This window comes from Mucilaginibacter pocheonensis (assembly GCF_031456535.1).
In the GTDB taxonomy this organism is placed as follows: domain Bacteria; phylum Bacteroidota; class Bacteroidia; order Sphingobacteriales; family Sphingobacteriaceae; genus Mucilaginibacter; species Mucilaginibacter pocheonensis.
In genome coordinates, this window is sequence record NZ_JAVDUU010000001.1 from 951,901 (window position 1) to 974,816 (window position 22,916).

Consider the following 22,916-nt stretch of genomic DNA (forward strand, 5'->3'; position numbering starts at 1 on the left):
TAAAAAATGGGTTTACAATGTGGGATAGTGGGTTTACCAAATGTGGGCAAATCAACACTTTTTAATTGCTTATCAAATGCCAAGGCGCAGGCAGCCAATTTTCCGTTTTGCACCATTGAGCCAAATGTGGGCGTAATTACAGTGCCCGATGAGCGCTTAACAAAACTTACAGAAATAGTACAGCCAAAGGCAGTAGTGCCCAACGTTATTGAAATTGTTGATATAGCCGGATTGGTAAAAGGCGCCAGTAAAGGCGAGGGCCTGGGCAACCAGTTTTTGGCCAACATACGTGCTACCAATGCTATTATACATGTGCTGCGCTGTTTTGATAATGACAATGTGATACACGTTGACGGCTCGGTTGACCCCATACGGGATAAAGAGATCATTGATACCGAACTGCAGTTGAAAGACCTGGAGTCGATAGAGAAAAAGATACAGAAGGTTGAAAAAATGGCTAAAACGGGCGGCGACAAGGAAGCTAAAAAAACCTTCGACGTTTTAACCGTTTATAAAAACCACCTGCTTTCGGGCAAATCGGCACGCACAGCCCCCGTTGCCGAAGAAGATAAGGAATATATTGCCGATATATGGCTGCTTACCGCTAAGCCGGTAATGTACGTTTGTAATGTTGACGAAGGCTCAGTAAGTACTGGTAACGCCTATGTTGAGCAGGTAAAGGCCGCGGTAAAGGAAGAGAATGCGGAAGTGCTGATCATATCGGCGCAAATAGAATCGGAAATTGCCCAGCTGGAAACTTATGAGGAACGCCAAATGTTCCTGGATGACCTTGGGCTTACCGAATCGGGCGTAAATAAACTAATCAAAGCGGCTTACCGTTTACTTAACCTGGCTACTTATTTTACAGCCGGCGTGCAGGAAGTTCGTGCCTGGACTATTACCCAGGGATTTACCGCCCCGCAAGCCGCGGGTGTTATCCATACCGATTTTGAAAAAGGATTTATCCGCGCGGAAGTAATAAAGTATGATGATTTTGTTAAATTTAACGGCTCAGAAGCTGTAATTAAAGAAAACGGCAAGCTGGCTGTTGAAGGAAAAACCTATATTGTGCAGGATGGCGACATTATGCATTTTAGGTTTAATGTATAAGCCCGTCGCTAAAAAAACAATTTTAATGAACCGTTATGAAAAGATCTTTTTTATTAAAAGCTTTATTGTGCTCGTTTATCGTACTTACAATTAACATAGAAAAGCCCTTTGCACAAAATTCAAAATCAATGACAGAAATTACAAACGCGGTAGAGCAATTGCGTAAAGCGATGGTTGATGGTGATACCGTTACCTTAGAGAAACTAACTTCAAGTGAATTAAGCTACGGGCACTCCGGCGGTAAACTGCAAACAAAAAAAGAATTTGTGAGCGATATTGCAACCGGCGTATCTGATTTTGTATCTATTGACCTTACCGACCAAAATATACGGATGGTTGACAATACAGCCATTGTACGCCATATTCTTTCGGCCGCGACTAATGATAAGGGCAAGGGTCCGGGTACTGTAAAGCTGGGGGTATTACTGGTATGGGTAAAAAATAATGGCCAATGGCAATTGCTGGCCCGCCAGGCGGTAAAAGTTCTGTAACCTTTAGGGGAAGTCAGAAATCCTCAATTAAAATATTAGCAAAAGGGGTTTACTTTTTAAAAGTAACCCCCTTTTGCTTTAAACCATTGTTTTTTTCCATTTCCCCATTTTAAACAGGATATAAGCGCCTATAGTAAGCCCAACTTCGGCAACAGGAATAGAAATAAAGACACCGGTTGGCCCCATTGCAAAATGCTTGGCTAATAAATAGGCAAAAGGGATCTGGAATACCCAAAACGTAAATATGTTGATCCGGGTAGGGGTCCAGGTATCGCCGGCGCCATTAAAAGCGCTGGTTAAAACCATGCCCATGCCATAAATTATAAAACCACCGCTTAAAATTTGTAGTGACCTTGTGGCTATTTTCCTAACAGCTTCGTCCTCGGTAAAAAAGGAGGCGAACAAATGCCCGCAGGTTAAAAACAAAATGCTAACCACACCCAGGAATACCACCGCGTATCTGATAGTTTGGAATACCGACTGCTCCGCCCGGTCCACATGCCCCGCGCCCAGGTTTTGGCCAACCAGAGTTGCTGCCGCGTTACTAAGGCCCCAGGCCGGTAACAGGAAGAACATCATAAGCCGCAGGGACGTTTGGTAACCTGCAGAACCGTGATCGCCGCCGGTTGTAGCAACCAGCTCGGCCAAAAATATCCAGCTGCAACTGGCTATTACAAATTGCAGGATGCCCGGGGCGGCAATTTTAATGATAGCCTTGATCTGTTCCCAGTCGGGAATAAAATAGCTCAATCGTATTTTCAGGATATTTTTACCGTTAAATAAATTATAAATCTGGTAGCTAACACCCAATCCGCGACCAATGGTGGTGGCAATAGCCGCGCCGGTTAAGCCAAAAGCCGGAATAGGGCCAAGGCCGCGTATAAAAATCGGGCATAAAATAATATTGGCCATATTGGCTATCCACAAGCTGCGCATGGCAATGGCAGCGTTACCCGCTCCCCTGAATATGCCGTTTATCAAAAACAGCAAAACGATAATAATGCTGCCACCCATCATGATGCGCACAAACGGCGTTCCGTGCTCTGCTGTTTCGGCAGAGGCTCCCATGATCAAAAGCAGATCACGTGCATGCAGTAAGCCTGCAATGCTAATGGCCAGGTTAACAAAAACCGCAATAATAATAGTTTGCATACCGGCTTTTGAGGCGGCGCCCGGGTTTTTTTCGCCAATGCGGCGGGCAACCACTGCCGTAGCGGCCATGCTTAAGCCTATAGCCAAAGAATATATAACGGTTAATACTGATTCGGTTAAGCCAACTGTTTGAATGGCAAGGCTGCTGTTTTTTAAATGACCAACAAAATACAGGTCGACCAACGCAAATACCGATTCCATGGCCATTTCGAGCATCATAGGAATGGCCAATAAAATAATCGCTCGTTTTATGCTAATTGATGTAAGGTCAACTTCCGCGCCTTTTATAGCTTGTTTTAAAAGTGAAAAAAACGAAGAAGTTTTACTCTTGGGTTGAATGGTGTCTAACATAGGTACAGGTTTATAAGGTGTAATAGATGTTTAACCATCAATATGAAACCTTTTGGTTACAAATATAATGAAGCCTTTTGGTCGTACAAGTATTTTAAAAAATTAATAATCGTTACGGCATCGGCGCTAAAAACGCTACGCGTGATGTAAAATAGAATCGGCGGGATATGGCGAGGCAGCTTAAAAATTATCAATCCTGATGTTATGGCAGCGGTTTATTAACAAAATATTAAAAAACGCTTTAATTGATTATGTATGAAATAATAATAGTTTTACTATAAATAATCAAGTAAAATCGTTAAATTAACAACACCAATTATAACCTGATTTGTTTTACTGTTATGGATACATTGATCACTTATATGTTCCAGATCACCGTGGCCTTTATGATCATACAGGTTTGTATTCCTATTGTGATCATCTTAAAAGGCAAGGCCAAAACCCAAGCTAATAATAAAAATAACGACTTAAATCAGCTTGAGTTAGATGAGAAGGAACATCAGCATTTTCTCCGTGAAGTAGATGCTATTTTAAATATGAATCATATATCACATTGTGATGAATGATGAAAACAAGTTTGTTGAACCTATCAAAATAGAGCTTCCCTGGTGATGTGTCACAGGTTTGGAGAGCTAAGGTTTGAAGGGTTATAAACTTATGGCCTGGCATGATGATATATACAGATTCATGAAGCGTCACATCACAATTATTACAGATAAATTTCGGGATACCGCATAGTTTAATTTCACAGAAAAATTATTTCACCAACCATCAGTTTACCATAATTTTCAGAACTTTATCGGACATGTAAGCGAGTTAAATTAATTAGCGTCCGATGAAAAAGAAATTCCTGCTATTGATCTGCCTGTTTGTTATAACTGCATTTGTTGGAAAAGCGCAATCGCAAAAACTTAGTGGTGTATATGGTGGCGCGCAGCTTTACACCACACCATTTGATGGTATGCAGATCAATAATATTGTATTTTATTTCAGAGATAATGGCACATTCAACAATCAACTGAATAAAGCCGACTGGAAAACCAAAGTTAGCGGTACTTATGCCATTAAAAACAATATGGTGCAGCTCACATTTCAAAGCGGGGCTGAAAGCGTAAAATATAAGCTGGATGGAAATGGCAACCTGGAAAGCACTGTAGGCATTAAGCATACTTTGCATAAAATAAAAAAAGTAACCGCTCTTCCCGCAGCATCATATGAAAGAAAAACTGCCTCATCAAGCGGCGGAATGGGAACGGGTATGCCAAATGTAGCAGCCTTTTCTTCGGGGTATTTATATTTTGACGGAAAGGGGAATTTTTCATTCAATCGCTCCGGAATAGTGGGGATGGGTGGCGATGTAGCCGGCGGTACCATCGGTGGAAAGTACGAGAAAAATGATAAAACCAGCGGAACATATAAGCTTGGCGATGGAGAAATAACCCTCACATTTAAAAACGGGACTGCTACTAAACACAGCTTTTTTTACAGCCCGCCAAATGAGGAAGACCTGATCTTGCTGGACGGTGAATTTTATTTCAGGGAAGAAGGGCAAAAATCTGAGACGGAGCAGCCTGTCGTAAACAATAATAAAAAGGAAGCTAATTCAACAGTAGAAGGCAGCCTACCCACTCCTGCTGCGCTGCTAAATAAACTCCGTGTTCATTACGGAGGCGAGCATATAGATAAGCTAACAACGATAAAAGAAACTTCTACAATAACCGGCGATCTGCAGGCTGTTCTTTTAACGGACATTGCCCATAATAAGGTCCGCGTTGAAATAAGGCAGCACGGCAAACTGCTGCTGGTAAAGCAATTGGAAGGCAACCAAGGCTGGCAGTGGGTGAAAGGAGCAAGCAAACCGTTATCGCCTGATGAAAAGAGTGAATTGCAATTGAGCTTATATCAGGGTGTACTGGGCCTGCATAAAAAGTTGAACAGTTATTTTTTAACAGGAACGGTATCCAGATCAGGGGATGAATATATGCTTAGCTTTTTTATGAATAAACATAAACTGGTTTATCTCATTGGCAGCGATTATGCGTTGAAAGGCAATGCTTATGCTATTAACGAAGTGCCCAATTTTTCGGTATACAAAAATTTCATTCAAACAGATGGCATTACTTATCCGTACATAACAGAATCATCTGATGGAAAAACTACCATCACCGCAAATATCAGCTCAATAGAGTTTAATCCTGTTTTAACAGATGATAACTGGAAAGCAATGTAAGTTGTTCACGTATTATCTCCTATTGCGGTAAGGTTTGGCAAGCGGCTTATGCTCTTGTGCCGGTAACATTTTAAACAACTTTAGTAATTTATTAATTGATGGAAATATAGCCGGCAAAATTCTATATTTGCACTCTCTTGTTCCCGTAGTTCAATGGATAGAATGGCTGATTCCGGTTCAGCTGATATGAGTTCGAATCTCGTCGGGAACACAACTTTTCACCCTGATTTATTCTTAAAATAAAAGCCCTTCTTAGCAAAAACATAAGAAGGGCTTTGTATTTGAAATCAACTGCAATTAAATCGCTTCATGAATTGCGGCTTCTTCGGGTATAATTGCCTTGCCGCTCTCCGTTTTACTTTTGGTAAGGTTGCTTACCCGGCTCATTAAAAAGATGCTTAAAATGGATATCACAACTATTACATAACCTACGGTATTGTAATGCTCCAGCGGACTGCCCTTGCTTTGCTGTGTTACTATCATGCCTGCAGCCGCGGCTGCTACGCCACCGGCTATTTGCTGCAGCGACGCGTTGATACTCATAAAGGCGCCACGGTCGGCCATTTCGGGTATGGCGCTCGTTAATGCCGATGAAGGTATCATACGGCTCATAATGCCCATCATCATTAAAATGTTAAGTGCTATTACCAGTATGAAAGGGGTTATGCCCAGGTTGGTATATGCCACGCACATGATCATCGTCCAAACGGATGCCGCTGCAAATATTTTAAACTTATCTATCTTATCACTCAGTTTACCTACCACAGGCATAATAACCAGTGAACACACGCCCGACACCATAAACAACAGCGGAAGTTGCTGGTTGGTTAGCCCCAGGTTATTAATAGCAAATGCACTGCCGAAGGGCATCATCATAAAACCACCTATTGACAGCAAGGCGGTAGCTGCAAACCCAATTCTGTAATTGCTTTTGGAGAAGGTATTCAACATATGTTTAAATGCCGATTTATCCGTTTGAACCAATAAGTGTTGTGCCACAGGCTGCAGTTTAGCGGCTATTAGTATCGCGATGCTGATGCTTAGCGCAGCCACCATCCAGAAGGGAGCTTCCCAGCCCCAGCTGTTGGCTAAATAAAGGCCGATAGGGACGCCTAAAACCTGGCTTCCGCCAAAGCCCATCTGTATAAAGCCCATAACTCGACCGCGTTGCTGCAAAGCAAACAAATCGGTAATAATAGCCATAGATATAGAACCTATTACACCGCCAAACAGCCCGGTAATAATACGCGCGGCAACCAGCACCGCGTATGACTGGGCCAATCCGCAAAAAATGGTGCCGGCAATAAACCCGAGATAAAAAAACAGTAACAGTTTTTTACGGTCGAACTTATCGGCAAAGCCTGCGGTTAGTAAACCCGATATGCCTGCGCTAAATGCATAGGCCGATACGGCAATACCAAAAGCCGAGGGTTTAAGGTTAAGCGATTTCATGAGCATATCGCCAAGGGGCGACATCACCATAAAATCAAGTATCACAGTAAACTGGGTGATAGCCAGCAAAAATATTACGAGTTTTTGGTAGCCTGTAAAAGGTACCGGTTGTTGATTGTTCATAGTTTTGATTTAGGTTAATTCACAGCACTGATAGCCGTGATGGTTTATCATTTCAATTATCTGTTCGCGTGGTAGTGTGTATGATATTATCCGCAATACACAGTCGCTGTCTTCCATGTCAATATTCCAGCATTGTATGTGCGGATGGTTATCAAGCAGGTTGTGTAATAGTTGCTTATCATTATCACAACAAATGTTTGTTTTAAATAACAGTATGTGGTTAAAATTTTCAATAGTGTCCATAGTTTACTTTTTTAAGGCTTTCACCACCAGGTCAAACGTTTTCCAAAGCACTTCATCGGTCATTTTAAATGGCCTGCCGTCCAGGCTCTTCCCTTCGTTATGAAAACGTACCAAATTATATAAAGGTGCAAATGCTATTGACCAGTATACCTCAAAAGGCATCGCATCTATCTCGCCGCGTTCAATTACATTATGCATAAACTTTCCCATAATGGCCTTAAAGTCGGCCATGTAACCTGATAAATATTCTTCCTGATAACTGGAACTGCGCAATTGCTCAAAAAAAATATTCATTTGGGGATTTTCCACTATGTACCGGTAACGGTTTTGCCATTGCTTACGCAGGCCCTGTTCAAAAGACATTCCGGGGTCAAAGTCTTTTACAATAGCATCGCCCATTAGTTTAAGTTCTTCAGCGGTTATCTTAATGATCAGGTCGTCACGGTCTTTGTAATATATGTAGAGCGTGGCTACAGAAATTTTGCATACCCTGGCCAGTTTGTTCATGCTAAAGCCCTCTAAGCCATCATTTACTATCAGCTCAATAGCTTTTTGCTTTACTAACTGCACTTTGTCTTGGTCTCTTAATCGCATAATGGCACAAATATAAATAAATATTCATTCATTTATAAAAAATGTTTTATTTAGCGCATTCCTAACAATTTGATGACAAGCTGAAAGTAACCTTATTGCAAAGCTGGGTTTTACCCTGGGGCGCCCGGGCGAAATGATTATGAAAAGAAGGGTGTAAATACCGGGGTTAATAATCCCTTTTAACCAACCTTTGATCGATTAAAAGCAAGCTGAAAAAACCTAAAATTATTGCCAGTAAAATCCATTTAAACTTTATAGCGGTTTCAATAACCAGACGACTGTTTGCAGGGCTTATCAATGCAAGCAATCCATAAGCAATTGCCAAAACCGCAGTAAATATCAGCAATGCCAGCAGGTTAAAGCGCAGATCGCTTTTGCGGTTAATCTGTTCCTGTAATTTTCGCCTTACGTTTGCTGAAAAGTTAAAAGGCAAACCCTGTTCAGGTTCGGTGCTTAAAGCATCAAATAAATTTTGATAAGCTAAAAGATCGTTTTTTCCGCTCTTAGAAAGGGTTTTGTTGTCGACAGGTAAACCACTGTTCAGTAATTCCTGTAAATCGTCATCATCCAGCTCTTTCATATCTTTTCTTTTTTTAAGTCTTTTTCTATTTTTTCCTTTAATAATTTTCGTGCCCTGAAAAGATAGCTTTTAACCGTCCCTTCGGGGATGCCCGTGATCTCCTCAATTTCTGCGCACGAAAACTCGTTCAGGTGATATAAGGTAAGCACGGTTTTATATTGATGAGGCATTTGTTCAATAAGCAGGTTAACGTATGCTGCCGTATTTTTTTTTATAAATTCGTTTTCAGGATCAGTTTCAGTAAAGTGATAGTTGTCAATATTTTCAGGATATTGGGACGGAGAATGGTTTTTGTTCTTTTTAAGATGGTTTACCGCGGTTAAATAAGCAATACGAGCTATCCAGGTTGATAGTTTGGATTGAAATTCAAACCGGTGAAGGTTTTGGTGTATTTTAATGAAAACCTCCTGGCATATATCTTCTTTGTTCTGCCTGTCCTGTACCAAACGGTGTATTACAAAGAAAACCAGTTTTTCGTACTGCTTTACAAGCAGTTCAAAAGCCCGGAGTTCCTTATTTAACACCCTGGTTACAATCTCCTTTTCATTAAACATATAACAGTAGTCAATATATGAGGTTTAGCGGTTGCAAAAAAAAATAATAAATATTAAGAAATAATTGCAACCGGGTTACCCCGGGCGTTGACTACTGTAGCAAATAACTTAACAAACAACATCATGAAACAGTTAATGCCATTTATCATATTGATCGTATTTCTTATACTGATAGCCGTATTTATACTTGCCCTTTATAATTACAGGCTTAAAAAACGCATCATCAATTCGGGGCCGTTAGATGAAAACAGCCTTAAGTTTTTAGCCCAGCTATCATCGGGCAATGACGCTGTAAAATGGGGATTGATCTTACTAACCGCCGGAATAGGTTTTGTGGTTATGGAGTTTATCCCTTACAGCGCCGAAGATTCGCCGGTTCCATACGGAGTTGAAATGATCTTTGTTGCAGCGGGCTTCCTGCTTTACTACCTTTTTCTTCGCAGTCAAAAAGACAAAACCACACTTTAATTTCTTTCGCTAAAGGAGGTTAACTCTCCTCTGTACTTAACAAATTTTACGGGAAAACATCCCTAAGGGGATCACTTTGCCTAAAAACTAAGCCTTTGCATATATGAAAACCAAACATACAACAATACAGTTCATCATCATGATAGCTGTGTTAAGCACCGTCAGTATAAACAGCTATAGCCAAACCCAGCCCGGTTATGTACAAGTAAAAGGCACCGTTGCCGATTCGGTTACAGAGGCCCCTTTACCAATGATAACCGTAAGGTTAAAAAATAGCGAAAATGAAACCATGATGGTTGTTGTAACTAAAAACGACGGTTCTTTCAGTTTTGCTTCCGTAAAGCCTTCGTCATATTCATTGTTCATCAATGCCGTAGGGTACGGTTCAAAAGCAATTGCCCTTGACCTTGCACATCAGCAGCAAACGCTTGAGCTTAAACCTGTTTATTTAAGCGCTGTGACAACCACTCTAAGGGAAGTGGCCATAACTGCCGAAAAACCAATTATCAGGCAAAAAGCTGATCGTATAATTTACGATCTGAAGGCTGACCCCGAAAGTAAAGGAAATAATGTTTTAAGCATGATGAGGAAAATTCCCTACTTGTCATTAGACGGCGACGATAATTTGTTGCTTAAAGGTAATTCAAGTTTCAAGGTACTTATTAATGGCAAACCATCAGGCAGTTTGGAAAGCAACCTTAAAGCCGTTTTGAAAAGTATCCCCGCATCTACCATTGAGCGCATTGAGGTGATCACTACCCCGCCATCTAAATATGATGCCGAAGGTTTGGCAGGCATCATCAATATCATTACCAGCAAAAAAATCAATGATGGAATAAACGGGTCTATAAACATCAATGCAAGCTCACCCACAGGCGGCCCGGGAATTGGCGGTTCCATAACCGCCAAAAAGGGCAGTTTTGGTATATCGGCATTTGGCGGCGGAAGTATCAATAATTTGCCTCAAACAACTAATAACCGCAAATCCATTGATACCTCTGGTGCTGTATTAGTTCAAAATGGATACCAGCGCTCGAATAATAAGACCGCTTATTTTGGTACTGAGTTGAGTCTGCAGATAGATACCCTGAATTTATTGACTGCCCAGTTTAATTATAACGGTAGTCGTGCCACTGATCACAGCAAACAAACATCATTGTTAACAGGGAATGACCAGCTTGAGCAATACGCGTTTCAAAATACCAATAAGGCAGGCAGTCATGGTATTGACGCCGGCCTAAACTATGAATTAGGTTTTAAAGGAATCAGAAGCCGGCTGCTCACTTTTTCATACCTGTACAGTGCCAATGTTAGCAACAAGAATGGAGGTGTTGAATTTTTTGACCGGGTTAATTTCCAAACACCCGATTTTTTGCAAAACAACAAACAAAAATTTAAAGAGCATACTCTTCAGGTCGACTTTGTTACCCCTGTAAAACAGGTGACTATTGAAGCCGGCCTTAAAGCGATATTCAGAAATAACAGTAGTAATTTTGGTTACAGTTCTTTGAACGATTCAACAGGGGTATACCAATTTGATAAAGCGCTTTCAAACGCTTTTACCAATACTCAGAATGTATTTAGTGCTTATAACTCCTATCAATTGACTTTAAACAGCTGGAACATTAATGCAGGACTAAGGGTTGAGGAGACTGTGATCCGTGCCAATTTCATGAGCACAGCTTCGGTGGCTGATCAAAACTATTTTAATGTAATACCATCTGTTTCGGTAAGTAAAAGGTTTAAGGATGAGAGCAGTATCAATTTTGGTTTTTCGCAGAGAATAAGAAGACCGGGTATAAACAGGCTTAATCCATATGTTGACCGCTCAAACCCAAACTACGAAACTACAGGCAACCCCAACTTAAGGCCGGTTTTACTTAACGATATCCAGTTTGGTTATGGCAGTAATAAAAAGCTGTCGGTAAATATCGGGATTGATTATTCATTCATGAATAATCTTGATTTGCAGGTGGTTAATTTTGATCGGAACACCCAGGTTACACAAATAACTTATGCCAATACAGGTAAGGCCCGCAGCGCAGGCTCAAATTTCAATTTGAGTTATCCGGTAACCAGCATATATAATGCAAGCATTAACGGTAACGTGATGTATTTGTGGCTGCAAGGTGAGGCGGATGGAAAAACAGTTAACAACAATTTGCTCATGTATGGGGTTACCTTATCAAACGTGGTACGGCTGGCTCATGGATGGGCACTCAATGCCGATGTGGGGGTAAACAGTCGTAACCCTACAGGTTTGCAGGGATATACCAATGGCTTTTTTTACAGTGCATTTAACTTTAATAAAGAGGTTATAAAAAACAGGTTCGGCATTTCTGGAGGTATCAAAAATCCGTTTACCAAATACCGCAATAATATAAGCACGACTTTTGGCCCGCAGTTTAATCAAACTTATCAAAACATGAACTATTACAGGTCGTTTAGCATCAGTCTTAGTTATAACTTCGGCGGATTAAAGGACAAAATAAACAAAAGTCGCGTAGGTATCGACAATAACGATCTGGCTAATTGATAGCCGGTAAACAACCTAACAAGGTAACCGGAGCATTTTAATCCTGAAAGGGAATGATCCTGTTGGGAGCTACAATTTTTGAAGCAATAAAGGCAAACAGGCCCTGCACCAGGCCCGATAAGATACCGATTATAAAACCTATAATGACCATAGCAATCTGCGGCGAAATATGATAGGGGTTATTGTTATACATGCCGGCCTCTTTAGCATGGCTTTCCATATAGCTGTTAAAAAAAATAAGATGGGCTGCTATGATCCATACGCAATTTAGTAAGCTTAGGCAAAACCCATTTGCAAAATACATGCCGGTGCAATTTTTAGCTATAATGAAAGCGCAGATAATAAATATGATTGGCCACAAAACACCTTCAACATTGCTGGGAATAAAAAACGCCGTAGCAATGCCCATTGCCAAACCAAACAATGAAAGTTTGAGTATCAGGTTCCAGTTCATGACGTTTGGATTTATAATTGGTTATAAGCCTTCTATAAATTTACCTAAAACAAATCAAAAAACAAATAACAATAAATGAGGGGCTTGTATATTTAAAGAAGCCATTTGGGAGCTTGATAAAGCGGGAAAGCCAAGGCTAATCCTTCCGGGCTTTTTTACCTTGATAGGGTAGAACAGGTAATAAAAAAATGCCATTGCGAACGGGGTAAGAGCAAGGATCCTGCGTTATATAATTTGTATAAATTTCTTACTCCGTTCGAATGACAAGAAGGTAGTAATTTTAAAAATCACAATCGGCATGTTCAACACCATTGCCTGCTTTTAAAAAGCAACTTTTTATGGTATCGCTTATATCCGACAGGTTAAACGGTTTTGCAATAAAGGCATCAGAACCATAATTGCCTAATGACTCCAGCACACGAGGATATGCTGATACCATGATAACCGGGATGTGCGCCGTTGCTGGTGTAGTCTTAAGCATGTGGCAAAGTTCGCCGCCATTTATTCCAAACAATATAAAGTCCAGTATTACCATATCGGCATTATAACTGATAGCTGCCTTGCATATGTCATCGGTATAATTAAGCCCCTGAACTTCGTAACCATCCATCTCCAGTGCTTCTTTCATCACTGCGAGTATATCCTCGCTATCATCGAGGATTAAAATTTTTTTAGGCATATTATTAATTTGGTACTCATGGTAACGTTTGGTTAACAGCTTTTGTTTTCAGCGCTATATTTATTGCTGTAATAATTGAGTTACAGGCTAAACTTTAAATTCTGTAACCAGGGCATTTACGGTTTTAAGTACCTCATCCAAATAAACGGGTTTACCGGTTACTTTAGCTATCATGATGCCTCCCTCAATAAGCGCTATCATCGAGAGGGCAATTTTTTCGGTATCAATGCCGGTTTTAAACTCACCCGCGACCACGCCGGCGCTTATTAATTCTTCAATGTTTTTTTTCCATCTTAATACAACCTGGGCGGCTTTATTTTTTAACAGTGGGTTGGTATCATCAGCATCAACCGCGGTATTTAGTATTGGGCAGCCGCCGTCAGGAAAGCTGGCCGAATTAAAGCTGTGGTACACTTTAGCATAAACCATCAATTTTTCATAATAGGTGGGCGCTTTTTCTATTTGCGCCGCTATTAGTTTGCGTACCCTGGCCGAATTGTATTCGAACGCAGCTACCGCAACTTCTTCTTTGTTTTTAAAGTTACCGTATATACTGCCCTTGGTGAGTCCGGTAGCTTCGGTTAAATCAGATAATGAGGTGCCGGCATAACCCTTTTTATTGAATATACCTGATGTGGTTTCCACAATAAATTGACGGGTCCTTTCGGCTTTTGATAGTTCATTTTCCATAATACAAATATACCAATTGGTATTTACTATTTTTATGATTCAATTAATGATCAGAAATGATAACCACCGGCGCGGTTTGTTTTTTACGTTTAATAACCAGCAATAATAAAGGCATGGCCAGTAAAAACAATAATCCGATAAACAAATAAGCGTCCAGATAGCTTAATAAAAACGATTGCCTGTCAACACTATTGTTAATTACCGCCAGCGCCTTCTTTTGCGCGTCAAAGGCCGAACCGCCCCGGCTCAAAAAATATTGGGTAACCTTGTTTAGCCGCTCGGTAAAATTGGTGTTGTATATGTTGATGTTTGATACCAGGTCATTGCGGTGAAGGCCAAAACGATTGGCTACATACGTATTAATAATAGCTATACCAAATGAACCGCCAAGCTGCCTCATCATATTGTTCAACGCCGCGCCCTGCGGCACATCTTTAGCGTCAAGGCCGGAAACGGCAAGCGCGGTTAAGGGCACCGTTAACAATGCCAGGCCCAATGCCCTGTAAATTAAGGAGGCAGCAAGGTCTGCCGGACCTGCGTTCAGGTTCATGCCAGCCATTTGCCAGTTAAAAATGATGAACAATATAAAGCCTGCTGATATAATTATTAAAGGCGATACCCCTTTTTTGAGCAGCGAAGCCGAAAACATGAGTCCGAATATGGCCAGGACGGCCCCGGGAAGCAATATTAAGCCTGTTATAGTTGGAGGAAACAGTAATACGCGTTGCGCCAGTACCGGGGTTAAAAACACCGAAGTGAACAGGCCAAATCCTGTTACAAATGTTAGGATAGCCGCGATGGTTAATGTTTTGCTTTTTAGTACCCGCAGATCAATTACAGGGTTTGGAATCTTTAACTCCCACCAGATAAAAACAATGATACTAATAACAGCGGTCACCGTTAAAGCAATGATGTAGTTGGCCGCGAACCAGTCGTCTGTTTCGCCGCGCTCTAATACGGTTTGTAATGACCCTATTCCTATAATAAGGAGCAGAATGCCGGTCCAGTCAACCTCCTTAACCTTTACTTTGATCTTTGGTTCGGTTATCAGCAATATGCTGGATACCGTTACTGCTATGCCTATAGGGATGTTGATATAAAATATCCAGGGCCATGAATAGTTTTCGGTTATAAAACCCCCAAGGGTAGGGCCTATGGTTGGCCCTAAAAATACACCGATGCCAAAGAGGGCGCTGGCCGCGCCCTGTTTCTCTTTGCCAAATATTTCAAATACAATTGCCTGCGATACGGATAACAGTGCCCCGCCGCCTATGCCCTGCAAAAAACGGAAGGCCACCAGCGTCCAGATATTTGATGCCAGGCCGCACATGGCCGAAAAGAAAGTGAACGCAATGATCGATCCGATATAGTAGTTTCTGCGGCCGAGTTTGTTTGTTAAAAAACTGGTCATGGGTATAACTATAATATTGGCAATGGCATACGCGGTAATTACCCAGGAAGTGTCTTCGAGTGTTGAACCAAGATTACCGCTCATGTGCGAAAGGGCCACATTGACTATTGATGTATCAATCAACTCCATTATAGCTGCTGCAATAACGGTGATCAAAAGGATGGTATTTTTCATCAGGGGAGTATTAATAATCTAAAAAATACCAATCGGTATTTTTTAGATTAAATTTTTTAACAAATTATCTGGGCTGGTTTATAGCTTTTAAAGCTTCATCGGGAGAAGAAAGATATAAACGGTAAAACTGTTCTGTATTAGCAACCCTGATCTCATAATTGTCGGTTTCAAGCGCGGCTAAAAATTCATCAGCAACCTGCGATGCCGGAATACCATTATGGCCGCCAATTTCGGCAGAGAACTCCGTATCAACCAAAGGAGGCATAAGTTCAAAAACTTTAACGCTGGTATCGGCCAGTGCAAGCCTCAGAGCCCGGGTATAAGAATGCAGCGCGGCTTTGCTTGAACCATAAGTAGCTAATTTTAAGCTTGGTGCAAAAGCTACTATTGATGATACGTTTACTATGGCAGCCTCGTTTTGTTTTTGAAGTAGTGGCAGCAATTTTTCATTAAGCCTGATGATTGATAAATAGTTGGTTAGCATTTCGGTACTTGCTATTTCAAAATTATCAGTGCCGTTAAGCAGGTCGTTAAATGCTGCTGCCCCGGCGTTATTGATCACCATGTTCAGCTGCGGGAAATCGCGGTTTAATTTAGTTACCAGGATTTCTACATTACCGGCGTTTGATACGTCGGCTGTAATGGCGGTTACATTTTGTAATTGGGCTGCTGCTTTTTGCAGGCGCTCAGCGTTACGGCCAACAATAATTACGTGGTTGTTTTTTGCTGACAGTTGTTTGGCTATTTCAAATCCTATGCCGGCACTGCCACCGGTAATAAGTACAGTGTTTTGTGAAGTTTTCATTTTTGTTTTATGTTGATGATTAATTTCAACACCACAAAATTATACCAATCGGTATATTTTTGCAATAGGCTATCCTCATCCTTGTGTCATCATTATAAACCGGTGTGAGACAATAAAAAAAGCCCGAGGTTATTAAACCGTGGGCTTCATCAAAATATCAATAGGAGGCTGGCTACTCCAGTATAAAAACCGACAAGCTTCGGGGGCCATGCGCTCCAATAACCAATGATTGTTCAATATCAGCGGTTTTTGACGGGCCCGATATAAACGCGCCATAACCATAGGCTGCATCGCCAATTGTAGCATAGGCTTGTGCCATGGTGGGTACCAGCTCATCCCTGCCAATTACTACGGCCAGGTGCTGGCTTATAAATGGCAGCACCCTTACATTCATATCGGTTTCTGTTAACCACAACGCGCCATTTTCGGCAACGCCCAGGTATGATCGCAGTATGGTCAGTTCCACATCGGCAAAGCTATGGTACAGTTCGTCCTTTACACTGTCGGCATAAGTGTACTCCTCCAGTTCTTTAATGCCCGATATTGTTTTTACGCCCTGCTTAAACTCCTTTTGCAGAATGGCCTTTATGGCTTCAAAATCTACTACCTCATAAACAAAGCTACCGCCCGCGCTGGCAATAGTTGCATATTGCTTAACAAGGTCGGCGTTGACATCGGTTAAAGCACTTAATATTTCAAGATCGGGTAGCGGTGTATGGTTTGGCTGGTTGTTTTTAACCGCGGCTAATATTTTTTCCCTGCTCATTAGTTTTGTCCTTCCTTTCTTTTGTTGTACCATTCGCCAAATGATTGTTCAGGTGCTTTTGGCATCTCGCGGTGCTTGTACCAGGGGTTAAGCTGGTTGTTAACCGCAAACGGCGCATACTTAAACACCAGGCGGCCAACTTTACCACCAGACCTGTATAACAAAGGCGACGACAGGGTAAGCGACATGGCTTTCATAGCCATTGTTTTGGCCGCTGGGGTATAGCCTGCTTTTACAATAACCTGCCGCCATTTATAAAGCTGGTCATGAATGTCAATTTTAACCGGGCACACATTACTGCATGAGCCGCAAAGCGTTGATGCAAATGGCAGGTCGGCATATTGTTTCATATCCAGGTTGGGTGCCAGTATGGAGCCTATAGGGCCGGCAATAGCGGTATGATAGCTGTGGCCGCCGCTTTTACGGTATACCGGGCAGGTATTCATGCAAGCCCCGCAGCGGATACATTTAAGCGAATTACGAAAATCCTCGCGCCCCAGCTGTACGCTCCGGCCGTTATCTACAATTACAATATGAATTTCGCGGCCCTGCTGCGGTTTTTTGAAATGACTTGAATAGGTGGTAATAGGCTGGCCAGTGGCGCTGCGTGTAAGCAGCCTTAAAAAAACGCCCAGATGTTTCCTTTGGGGAATGATCTTTTCAATCCCCATAGAGGCAATGTGGATCTCGGCCAGGTGGGCGCCCATATCAGCATTGCCTTCGTTGGTGCATATTACAAATTCGCCGGTTTCGGCAATTGCAAAGTTAACACCGGTAAGGGCAGCCCTGCGTGTTAAAAACACTTCGCGTAAATGCTGGCGGGCAGTTTCCGTCAATATTTTGGGGTCCGATTCGCCTTTTGCCGAACCTAAATGCTCATGAAAAATATCGCCTATCTCTTCTTTCTTTTTATGGATGCAGGGGAGCACAATGTGGCTTGGCGGTTCATTAGCCAGCTGTACAATACGTTCGCCCAAATCAGAGTCAATAACATCAACACCCTGATCTTTCAGATATTCGTTCAGGTGACACTCCTCGGTAAGCATTGATTTGCTTTTAACCATCCGGTTGATGCCGCGCTCCTGTAATAACCGGTGTACGATGCTGTTATGTTCAGCTGCATCAGCGGCCCAGTGTACCACAACGCCATTTTTTTGGGCATTAGCTTCAAATTGTTCCAGATAGTTGCTCAGGTTTGATAATACGTTGATCTTGATCTGCGATGCCGTTTCCCTTAACAATTCCCATTCAGGGATCTTATGTGCCGACAGATCGCGTTTTTGGCGTACCCACCATAAGGTTTCGTCATGCCAGTCAACGCGGGGTTCATCTTTATTAAAAGTAGCCGCCAGTTCGGCATGGTTTTTTCCGGTTACACTACTCATGGCTGTAATGGTTTAAAATTTCGGCAACATGAATTACCTTAACATCACTTTTTTGGCGGCGCAAAATGCCTTCCAGGTGCATAAGGCATGAAAGATCTGCAGAGGTAATATATTGCGCGCCATGCTCAATATGATCGTCTACGCGGTCTTTACCCATTTTTGAAGATACTGCTTCTTCGGTAACGCAAAATGTACCTCCAAATCCGCAGCAGTCATCCCTGCGGCTTAGCGGTACCAGCTCCAGTCCCTGCACCATATCTAAAAGTTGCGCTGGCTTGCTAAATTCCGGGGCAACCAGCTCGGTCATTTGCGATATGCGCAAACCGCGCAAGCCATGGCAGCTATTGTGCAAACCTACTTTGTAGGGAAAGCGCGCCTCCAATTTCTCTACTTTTAGCACATCAACCAAAAACTCGGTGAGTTCATAAACCCGTTTTCTGATATTGATGGCCTGATCTTCCTTTTCGGGGGAGTGCAGGTGTTCCTTAATATGCAGCGTACAGCTGCCCGACGGACAAACGATATAGTCGTACCCCGAAAAATTCTCAATAAATAAATTGTTACAGCCTGTAGTCAGGTGTTCATAACCCGAATTGGCCATAGGCTGCCCGCAACAAGTTTGATTTTTAGGATAGTGCACTTCAACGCCAAGCTTTTCGAGCAGTTCAAGTGTGGCAATGGCCGCTTTAGGGTAAAACTGATCAACATAGCAGGGTACAAATAAAGCTACCTTCATTTTTTATTGTTTACTTTAATTGGTTAAAGCAATATTAGCGGTTATAAATTGTAAAACTGTCCCCACGTATCTGTAGGCGTAAATCGGAGCAAAAAAAATCTTTTACGGCTGGGTATAAGCCATCAGTTTGCAGGTATACCTATAAATAAATGTGAGTTTTACGGGTCACGCTAAATAACGAAATTACAGTTATAGTTAACAACTGTTATCAGCTTTTTTTGCAAAAGAGTGACGGTAATTAGCCAGATAGGAACATTTAGATCCAATTCAAAAGAGTGGGTTTAAACTTGCCTGACAATTAAAACACCTCATTGCTTCGTAGGCTTGTACCGATAAATGACCAGCGGTTGCTATGTTGTTAAAGCTGCTTTGTTAACAACATGATTTTTAATGAAAAGGTTAACAGTGGCAGAGGCGCCAATTAGTGTCTCTGCCACATGCTGGTATCAATTATGGGCATTATCCCGGGGTGCAGGCGCGGCAAGAAAATCCTCAATTAAAGCTGTAAAAACTTCGGGCATTTTGCTGCCATTATCTGGGAAAAATGCTTCGCCAAAGTATTCACCATGCCCGCCGGGTAATATCGCCAATCTGCCATGGGGCATAAGGCGCGCCATTTCGGCCGCGTGTTCAGGAGTTGGCAGGTCGCGGTCGCCTATCACAACCAGCGCTGGAGCCTGTATCGATGCGATATCTTCTTTTTTCCAATCTTTAAAAAGAAACATACGCTGCACATCTTTATTAAACATGTTCATGAGCGCGGATTCGTCCTTTATTTTCAGGTACTCATCTTTATAAATCTGTGGCATATCGCTGAATTTGGGATTGTCAAACCCTTTCCAAAAGCCGGCCGGCACGCCATCCCTTTTATAAAAAGCCGAGGCGATGATAAGCTTATTTACCCTGTCGGGGTGCCTTATGGCCAGCTCCAGGCAGGTATGGCCGCCGTTACTAAAACCAAATACATCTGCTTTTGGGATATTGAGCTGCCTCAAAAGTTCGGCAACATCATCAGCGTCCTGTGTAAAAGTTTCAGGCGCGTTTCTGTCGCCGGTATGGCCATGTGCCTGCAACTCAACAGCAATTACCTGGTGGGTTTTGGCCAGCGCGGGCAATATCCTGGCAAAAGATGTATAAATGGTTGAACCGCCGCCATGCAAAAGCACCAGGGGCTTGCCTGTGCCATGAATTTCATAATACATGTTAATGCCGTTTACGCTGGCGTACTGGCCGGGGCCGCTTGTTTGGGCCTGGATGTTACTGGCTGTCATCATTGCCATGATCATTAATGGGATATTTGCCAGAGTGTTATTTGTGTTTTTCATCGCTGTAATGTTTTAATGGTGATGATGCTATCATGTGCTGTATCCTGTTTGATTTTTGAATGGCTCATGATCATTTCATAACTATGTTTTTATAATTCAAATGTACGGCTGGTCTTTCAACTGCTAAATGGGCGTATACGACATTTAACAGGGGACTTTGCGACAAGCCAAAGTTTTCATAAGCCTCACCTGCTATTTGGATTTATCAATGGGCCAAATTGTTACGATGAAACTTAAATCATGACGTTCATTTAATTTACACGCCGGTAGCCCGTCGTACCCGGATATTCAGATAGCAGCCTTGTTAACCGCAGGTGCTGCATTAACCACTATTTTTTCTTTTTGATACTGATGCAGAGCCTTTATAATTTTCGACGGTTTTTTCCATTCAAACACATGTATAAGCCACAAGGTAATACGCATAAGGCCGGTGGCTTGTGTAAGTCCCTGTGCAAGTCGGGCTATGGTCTTGTCGCGGGTGGCAATGCAGTCGGTATAGGCGTTATTTTGCTTTTTTAACAGATCTTCGGCAAAGCACCAGGCACCATCACGGGCGTTATCAATACTAAACTGAATAAGTATTGAGTAATTGGAAGCATGCAAACCCAGCAATGACAGTAGGGGCGATACCCGGGTGATCTCATTAATTACCTCATAAGTTAATGCCGAAATAATGGTGTTTATGGCGTTAAAATCTTTTTGGACCCCATCCATATTCCCATCAGCCACCTCAACTGCCGCAATACCCAAATCAAGGTTGATATGCGCGTTCATGCCCAGCAGTAAATGCTGTAAAACCAATGCCGACGATTTTTCGGCCGTTTCAAAGGCAACACGCCATGACTCACTCAGGGCCTGCCCATTATTCCATGCATTGAGGGCGTGAAGATAGCGGTTGGCAAACAGCACGTCAAATTTTTCCATGCGGGCGCCGTTTTCAAATTGCCCTTTGGCTATGCCATCACGCACGCTCGCGGTAACCTTATAATATAAGGCGGCAAAATATCCTGTACGGCTGTTGGTATTGATACTTTCGGTAATTATTGATTGCAGCGAGTTAATAACTTCATCAATGGTTGTAGCGGGCATATGAAAAAGATTTGGGTTTATGAGGTTGCCATAAATTTAAATAAAATATAAGGGTTGGAGAAAAGTAAATGACAGGGTGAGTCAATAGCAAATGAGAACCCAATTGCCCACTATCCGCTGATCCACTTCGTGACAGGTAATCGGATCTTCTTTAAAACAGGCTAACAAATAACTGGCAACATTCAGATCATTTTTTGTTAAATTGTAAGCAAAACCGCGCGATTATTTGTTAAAATCGATCATTTTTTGTTATTTTTTTACAGATTTTCGCCTGTATTTTCATTTTTTATCAAGAAACGAACAGATTTTATGTTAAGTTCATAAAAAGTTAATTTTCATGAACTTATATTTTTTTTTAAAAAAAAGCGATTATATTTGTATAAATGAATACGTATTCATTTTGCATGATCATTCATAACCTATAACAGCTTGAATAAAAAAAATTATACGTCACAGGATGTAGCGGAACTGGCAGGGGTATCGCAATCAACCGTATCCAGGGTTTTTGCCGGCAATACCAACGTTTCAGAAAAAAAGCGGAAGAAAATACTGGATGCCGCGGCTAAACTGGAGTACCAGCCAAATGCACATGCCCGCAGCTTGATCACCCGTAAAACCATGATGATCGGCATTGTGATGCGCAATATCCGTAACCCGTTCTATTCGGCTGTTTTAGAGATATTTCACAATCGTTTGGCTGCCCTGGGCTATCACATGATATTTATCAATTCAGAGAACGAAGAGATACAGGAAAAGGAGATTACCCAGCTGCTGGAGTATAATGTAGAAGGCGTGATCATTACCGACGCTCTTTTATCGTCATCGGCCTCGCAAAAATTTAACAGGAACGGCATTGTGGTCATACTGTTTAACCGCTATACCGAACACATGGAAAGCAGCGCGGTTTTTTGCGATAACTATCTTGCAGCCAAACAAATAGCGACTTACCTGGTGGAGATGGGCCACAAATCATTTGCCTTTATTTCGGGCCCGTCAGATACATCTACCACAATTGACAGGCTGAAGGGCTTCAAAGAGGTACTTGACGAAAAGAAAATAACCGATCTGATGATTGAACCCGGGAATTATACCTATGAAAGTGGTTTTAAGGCCGCCCAGGAACTGATGACTAAAAACAGGAACATTGATTGCATCTTTTGCGGCAATGATATTATAGCCCTTGGCGTAATGGACGCCATTAGGGTTATTGGCCTGAAAATACCTGAGGATGTGTCAGTTATAGGCTTTGATAATATACGCATGGCCGAATGGCCGTCATATTCATTAACCACCTGGGAGCAGCCCCTGGAGGAAATGGTTGACAGTACCGTTGAACTGATGCTGAAAGAAATAAATGACAAAGAGGCCACCCCGCAGATCATGATGATGAAAGGGCACCTGGTGGTACGAACGTCTGTAAAGGCAAAAAAATGACCCGGTCATTTTTTTTGTCACATTTTTTTTTGAATACGTATTCATAAATTGAAAATTACACGTCAAACAGGCGTTTAATTGATG

The 22,916-nt window shown here is 42.0% G+C and carries 23 protein-coding genes and 1 tRNA gene; 8 read left to right on the top strand and 16 right to left on the bottom strand.

Annotation, left to right across the window (positions count from 1 at the left end):
• Window positions 1-6: 6 nt before the first annotated feature.
• Both ychF and J2W55_RS03970 read left to right on the top strand, forming a co-directional pair.
• Window positions 7-1,110: a redox-regulated ATPase YchF gene (ychF, locus tag J2W55_RS03965; protein ID WP_310092217.1), complete on the top strand. Its 1,104-nt coding sequence runs from the start codon at window positions 7-9 to the stop codon at window positions 1,108-1,110.
• Between the two features lie 128 nt (window positions 1,111-1,238).
• Window positions 1,239-1,601, top strand: coding sequence for a nuclear transport factor 2 family protein (locus tag J2W55_RS03970; RefSeq protein ID WP_310092219.1), 363 nt, complete (start codon window positions 1,239-1,241; stop codon window positions 1,599-1,601).
• A gap of 78 nt (window positions 1,602-1,679) precedes the next feature.
• Here the strand turns inward: J2W55_RS03970 and J2W55_RS03975 are convergent, their stop codons facing one another.
• Entirely contained in the window at window positions 1,680-3,104 is a 1,425-nt protein-coding gene (locus J2W55_RS03975; RefSeq protein ID WP_310092221.1) for an MATE family efflux transporter, read from the bottom strand.
• 341 nt (window positions 3,105-3,445) lie between these two features.
• Between J2W55_RS03975 and J2W55_RS03980 the strand changes: the two genes are divergently transcribed.
• The 3 genes from J2W55_RS03980 to J2W55_RS03990 all read left to right on the top strand — a co-directional run bounded on the left by J2W55_RS03980 (window position 3,446) and on the right by J2W55_RS03990 (window position 5,545).
• Window positions 3,446-3,670, top strand: a complete 225-nt coding sequence (locus J2W55_RS03980) for a hypothetical protein (protein ID WP_310092223.1) — start codon at window positions 3,446-3,448, stop codon at window positions 3,668-3,670.
• A 269-nt stretch (window positions 3,671-3,939) separates the two neighbouring features.
• Window positions 3,940-5,334, top strand: a complete 1,395-nt coding sequence (locus tag J2W55_RS03985; RefSeq protein WP_310092225.1) for a hypothetical protein — start codon at window positions 3,940-3,942, stop codon at window positions 5,332-5,334.
• Window positions 5,335-5,473: 139 nt separating this feature from the next.
• Window positions 5,474-5,545 (top strand) — tRNA-Arg (locus tag J2W55_RS03990).
• A gap of 86 nt (window positions 5,546-5,631) precedes the next feature.
• On the opposite strand, the gene J2W55_RS03995 is transcribed toward J2W55_RS03990, so the two are convergent.
• The 5 genes from J2W55_RS03995 to J2W55_RS04015 form a co-directional block, all read right to left on the bottom strand.
• Window positions 5,632-6,909: an MFS transporter gene (locus J2W55_RS03995; RefSeq protein WP_310092228.1), complete on the bottom strand. Its 1,278-nt coding sequence runs from the start codon at window positions 6,907-6,909 to the stop codon at window positions 5,632-5,634.
• Window positions 6,910-6,918: 9 nt separating this feature from the next.
• A complete protein-coding gene (locus J2W55_RS04000) occupies window positions 6,919-7,152 on the bottom strand; it encodes a hypothetical protein (RefSeq protein ID WP_310092230.1) in 234 nt (77 codons plus the stop codon).
• A gap of 3 nt (window positions 7,153-7,155) precedes the next feature.
• Window positions 7,156-7,746, bottom strand: a complete 591-nt coding sequence (locus J2W55_RS04005; protein WP_310092232.1) for a TetR/AcrR family transcriptional regulator — start codon at window positions 7,744-7,746, stop codon at window positions 7,156-7,158.
• Window positions 7,747-7,912: 166 nt separating this feature from the next.
• On the bottom strand, window positions 7,913-8,326 hold the full coding sequence (locus J2W55_RS04010) for a hypothetical protein (RefSeq protein ID WP_310092234.1): 414 nt from the start codon (window positions 8,324-8,326) through the stop codon (window positions 7,913-7,915).
• Window positions 8,323-8,880: an RNA polymerase sigma factor gene (locus J2W55_RS04015; RefSeq protein WP_310092236.1), complete on the bottom strand. Its 558-nt coding sequence runs from the start codon at window positions 8,878-8,880 to the stop codon at window positions 8,323-8,325. Before J2W55_RS04015 ends, J2W55_RS04010 begins: the two co-directional genes overlap by 4 nt.
• Before the next feature lie 123 nt (window positions 8,881-9,003).
• Between J2W55_RS04015 and J2W55_RS04020 the strand changes: the two genes are divergently transcribed.
• Entirely contained in the window at window positions 9,004-9,348 is a 345-nt protein-coding gene (locus J2W55_RS04020; protein WP_310092238.1) for a hypothetical protein, read from the top strand.
• 103 nt (window positions 9,349-9,451) lie between these two features.
• Window positions 9,452-11,884: an outer membrane beta-barrel protein gene (locus tag J2W55_RS04025; RefSeq protein WP_310092240.1), complete on the top strand. Its 2,433-nt coding sequence runs from the start codon at window positions 9,452-9,454 to the stop codon at window positions 11,882-11,884.
• 37 nt (window positions 11,885-11,921) lie between these two features.
• On the opposite strand, the gene J2W55_RS04030 is transcribed toward J2W55_RS04025, so the two are convergent.
• The 10 genes from J2W55_RS04030 to J2W55_RS04075 form a co-directional block, all read right to left on the bottom strand.
• Complete coding sequence (locus tag J2W55_RS04030; RefSeq protein ID WP_310092242.1) at window positions 11,922-12,338, bottom strand: hypothetical protein; 417 nt, start codon at window positions 12,336-12,338, stop codon at window positions 11,922-11,924.
• A 280-nt stretch (window positions 12,339-12,618) separates the two neighbouring features.
• Entirely contained in the window at window positions 12,619-13,017 is a 399-nt protein-coding gene (locus J2W55_RS04035; protein ID WP_310092243.1) for a response regulator, read from the bottom strand.
• Between the two features lie 87 nt (window positions 13,018-13,104).
• Window positions 13,105-13,707: a TetR/AcrR family transcriptional regulator gene (locus J2W55_RS04040; protein WP_310092245.1), complete on the bottom strand. Its 603-nt coding sequence runs from the start codon at window positions 13,705-13,707 to the stop codon at window positions 13,105-13,107.
• A gap of 43 nt (window positions 13,708-13,750) precedes the next feature.
• On the bottom strand, window positions 13,751-15,292 hold the full coding sequence (locus tag J2W55_RS04045) for a DHA2 family efflux MFS transporter permease subunit (protein ID WP_310092246.1): 1,542 nt from the start codon (window positions 15,290-15,292) through the stop codon (window positions 13,751-13,753).
• A 64-nt stretch (window positions 15,293-15,356) separates the two neighbouring features.
• Window positions 15,357-16,097, bottom strand: a complete 741-nt coding sequence (locus J2W55_RS04050) for an SDR family oxidoreductase (protein WP_310092248.1) — start codon at window positions 16,095-16,097, stop codon at window positions 15,357-15,359.
• 172 nt (window positions 16,098-16,269) lie between these two features.
• The gene (locus J2W55_RS04055) at window positions 16,270-16,863 is read right to left on the bottom strand and encodes a LutC/YkgG family protein (RefSeq protein WP_310092250.1); all 594 of its coding nucleotides are present in this window, start codon (window positions 16,861-16,863) and stop codon (window positions 16,270-16,272) included.
• Window positions 16,863-18,248 (bottom strand): lactate utilization protein B, encoded by a 1,386-nt coding sequence (locus J2W55_RS04060; RefSeq protein ID WP_310092252.1) that lies wholly within the window; start codon window positions 18,246-18,248, stop codon window positions 16,863-16,865. The genes J2W55_RS04055 and J2W55_RS04060 overlap by 1 nt, the downstream gene beginning before the upstream one ends.
• Window positions 18,241-18,984, bottom strand: a complete 744-nt coding sequence (locus tag J2W55_RS04065) for a (Fe-S)-binding protein (protein WP_310092254.1) — start codon at window positions 18,982-18,984, stop codon at window positions 18,241-18,243. The genes J2W55_RS04060 and J2W55_RS04065 overlap by 8 nt, the downstream gene beginning before the upstream one ends.
• Window positions 18,985-19,430: 446 nt before the next feature.
• Window positions 19,431-20,309, bottom strand: coding sequence for an alpha/beta fold hydrolase (locus tag J2W55_RS04070; RefSeq protein WP_310092257.1), 879 nt, complete (start codon window positions 20,307-20,309; stop codon window positions 19,431-19,433).
• Window positions 20,310-20,597: 288 nt separating this feature from the next.
• Window positions 20,598-21,398 carry a DUF5995 family protein gene (locus tag J2W55_RS04075; RefSeq protein ID WP_310092259.1) on the bottom strand — a complete coding sequence of 267 codons (801 nt, stop codon included), beginning with the start codon at window positions 21,396-21,398 and terminating at the stop codon, window positions 20,598-20,600.
• 429 nt (window positions 21,399-21,827) lie between these two features.
• On the opposite strand from J2W55_RS04075, the gene J2W55_RS04080 reads away from it, so the two are divergent.
• Complete coding sequence (locus tag J2W55_RS04080; RefSeq protein WP_310092261.1) at window positions 21,828-22,832, top strand: LacI family DNA-binding transcriptional regulator; 1,005 nt, start codon at window positions 21,828-21,830, stop codon at window positions 22,830-22,832.
• The last annotated feature ends 84 nt before the right edge of the window (window positions 22,833-22,916 follow it).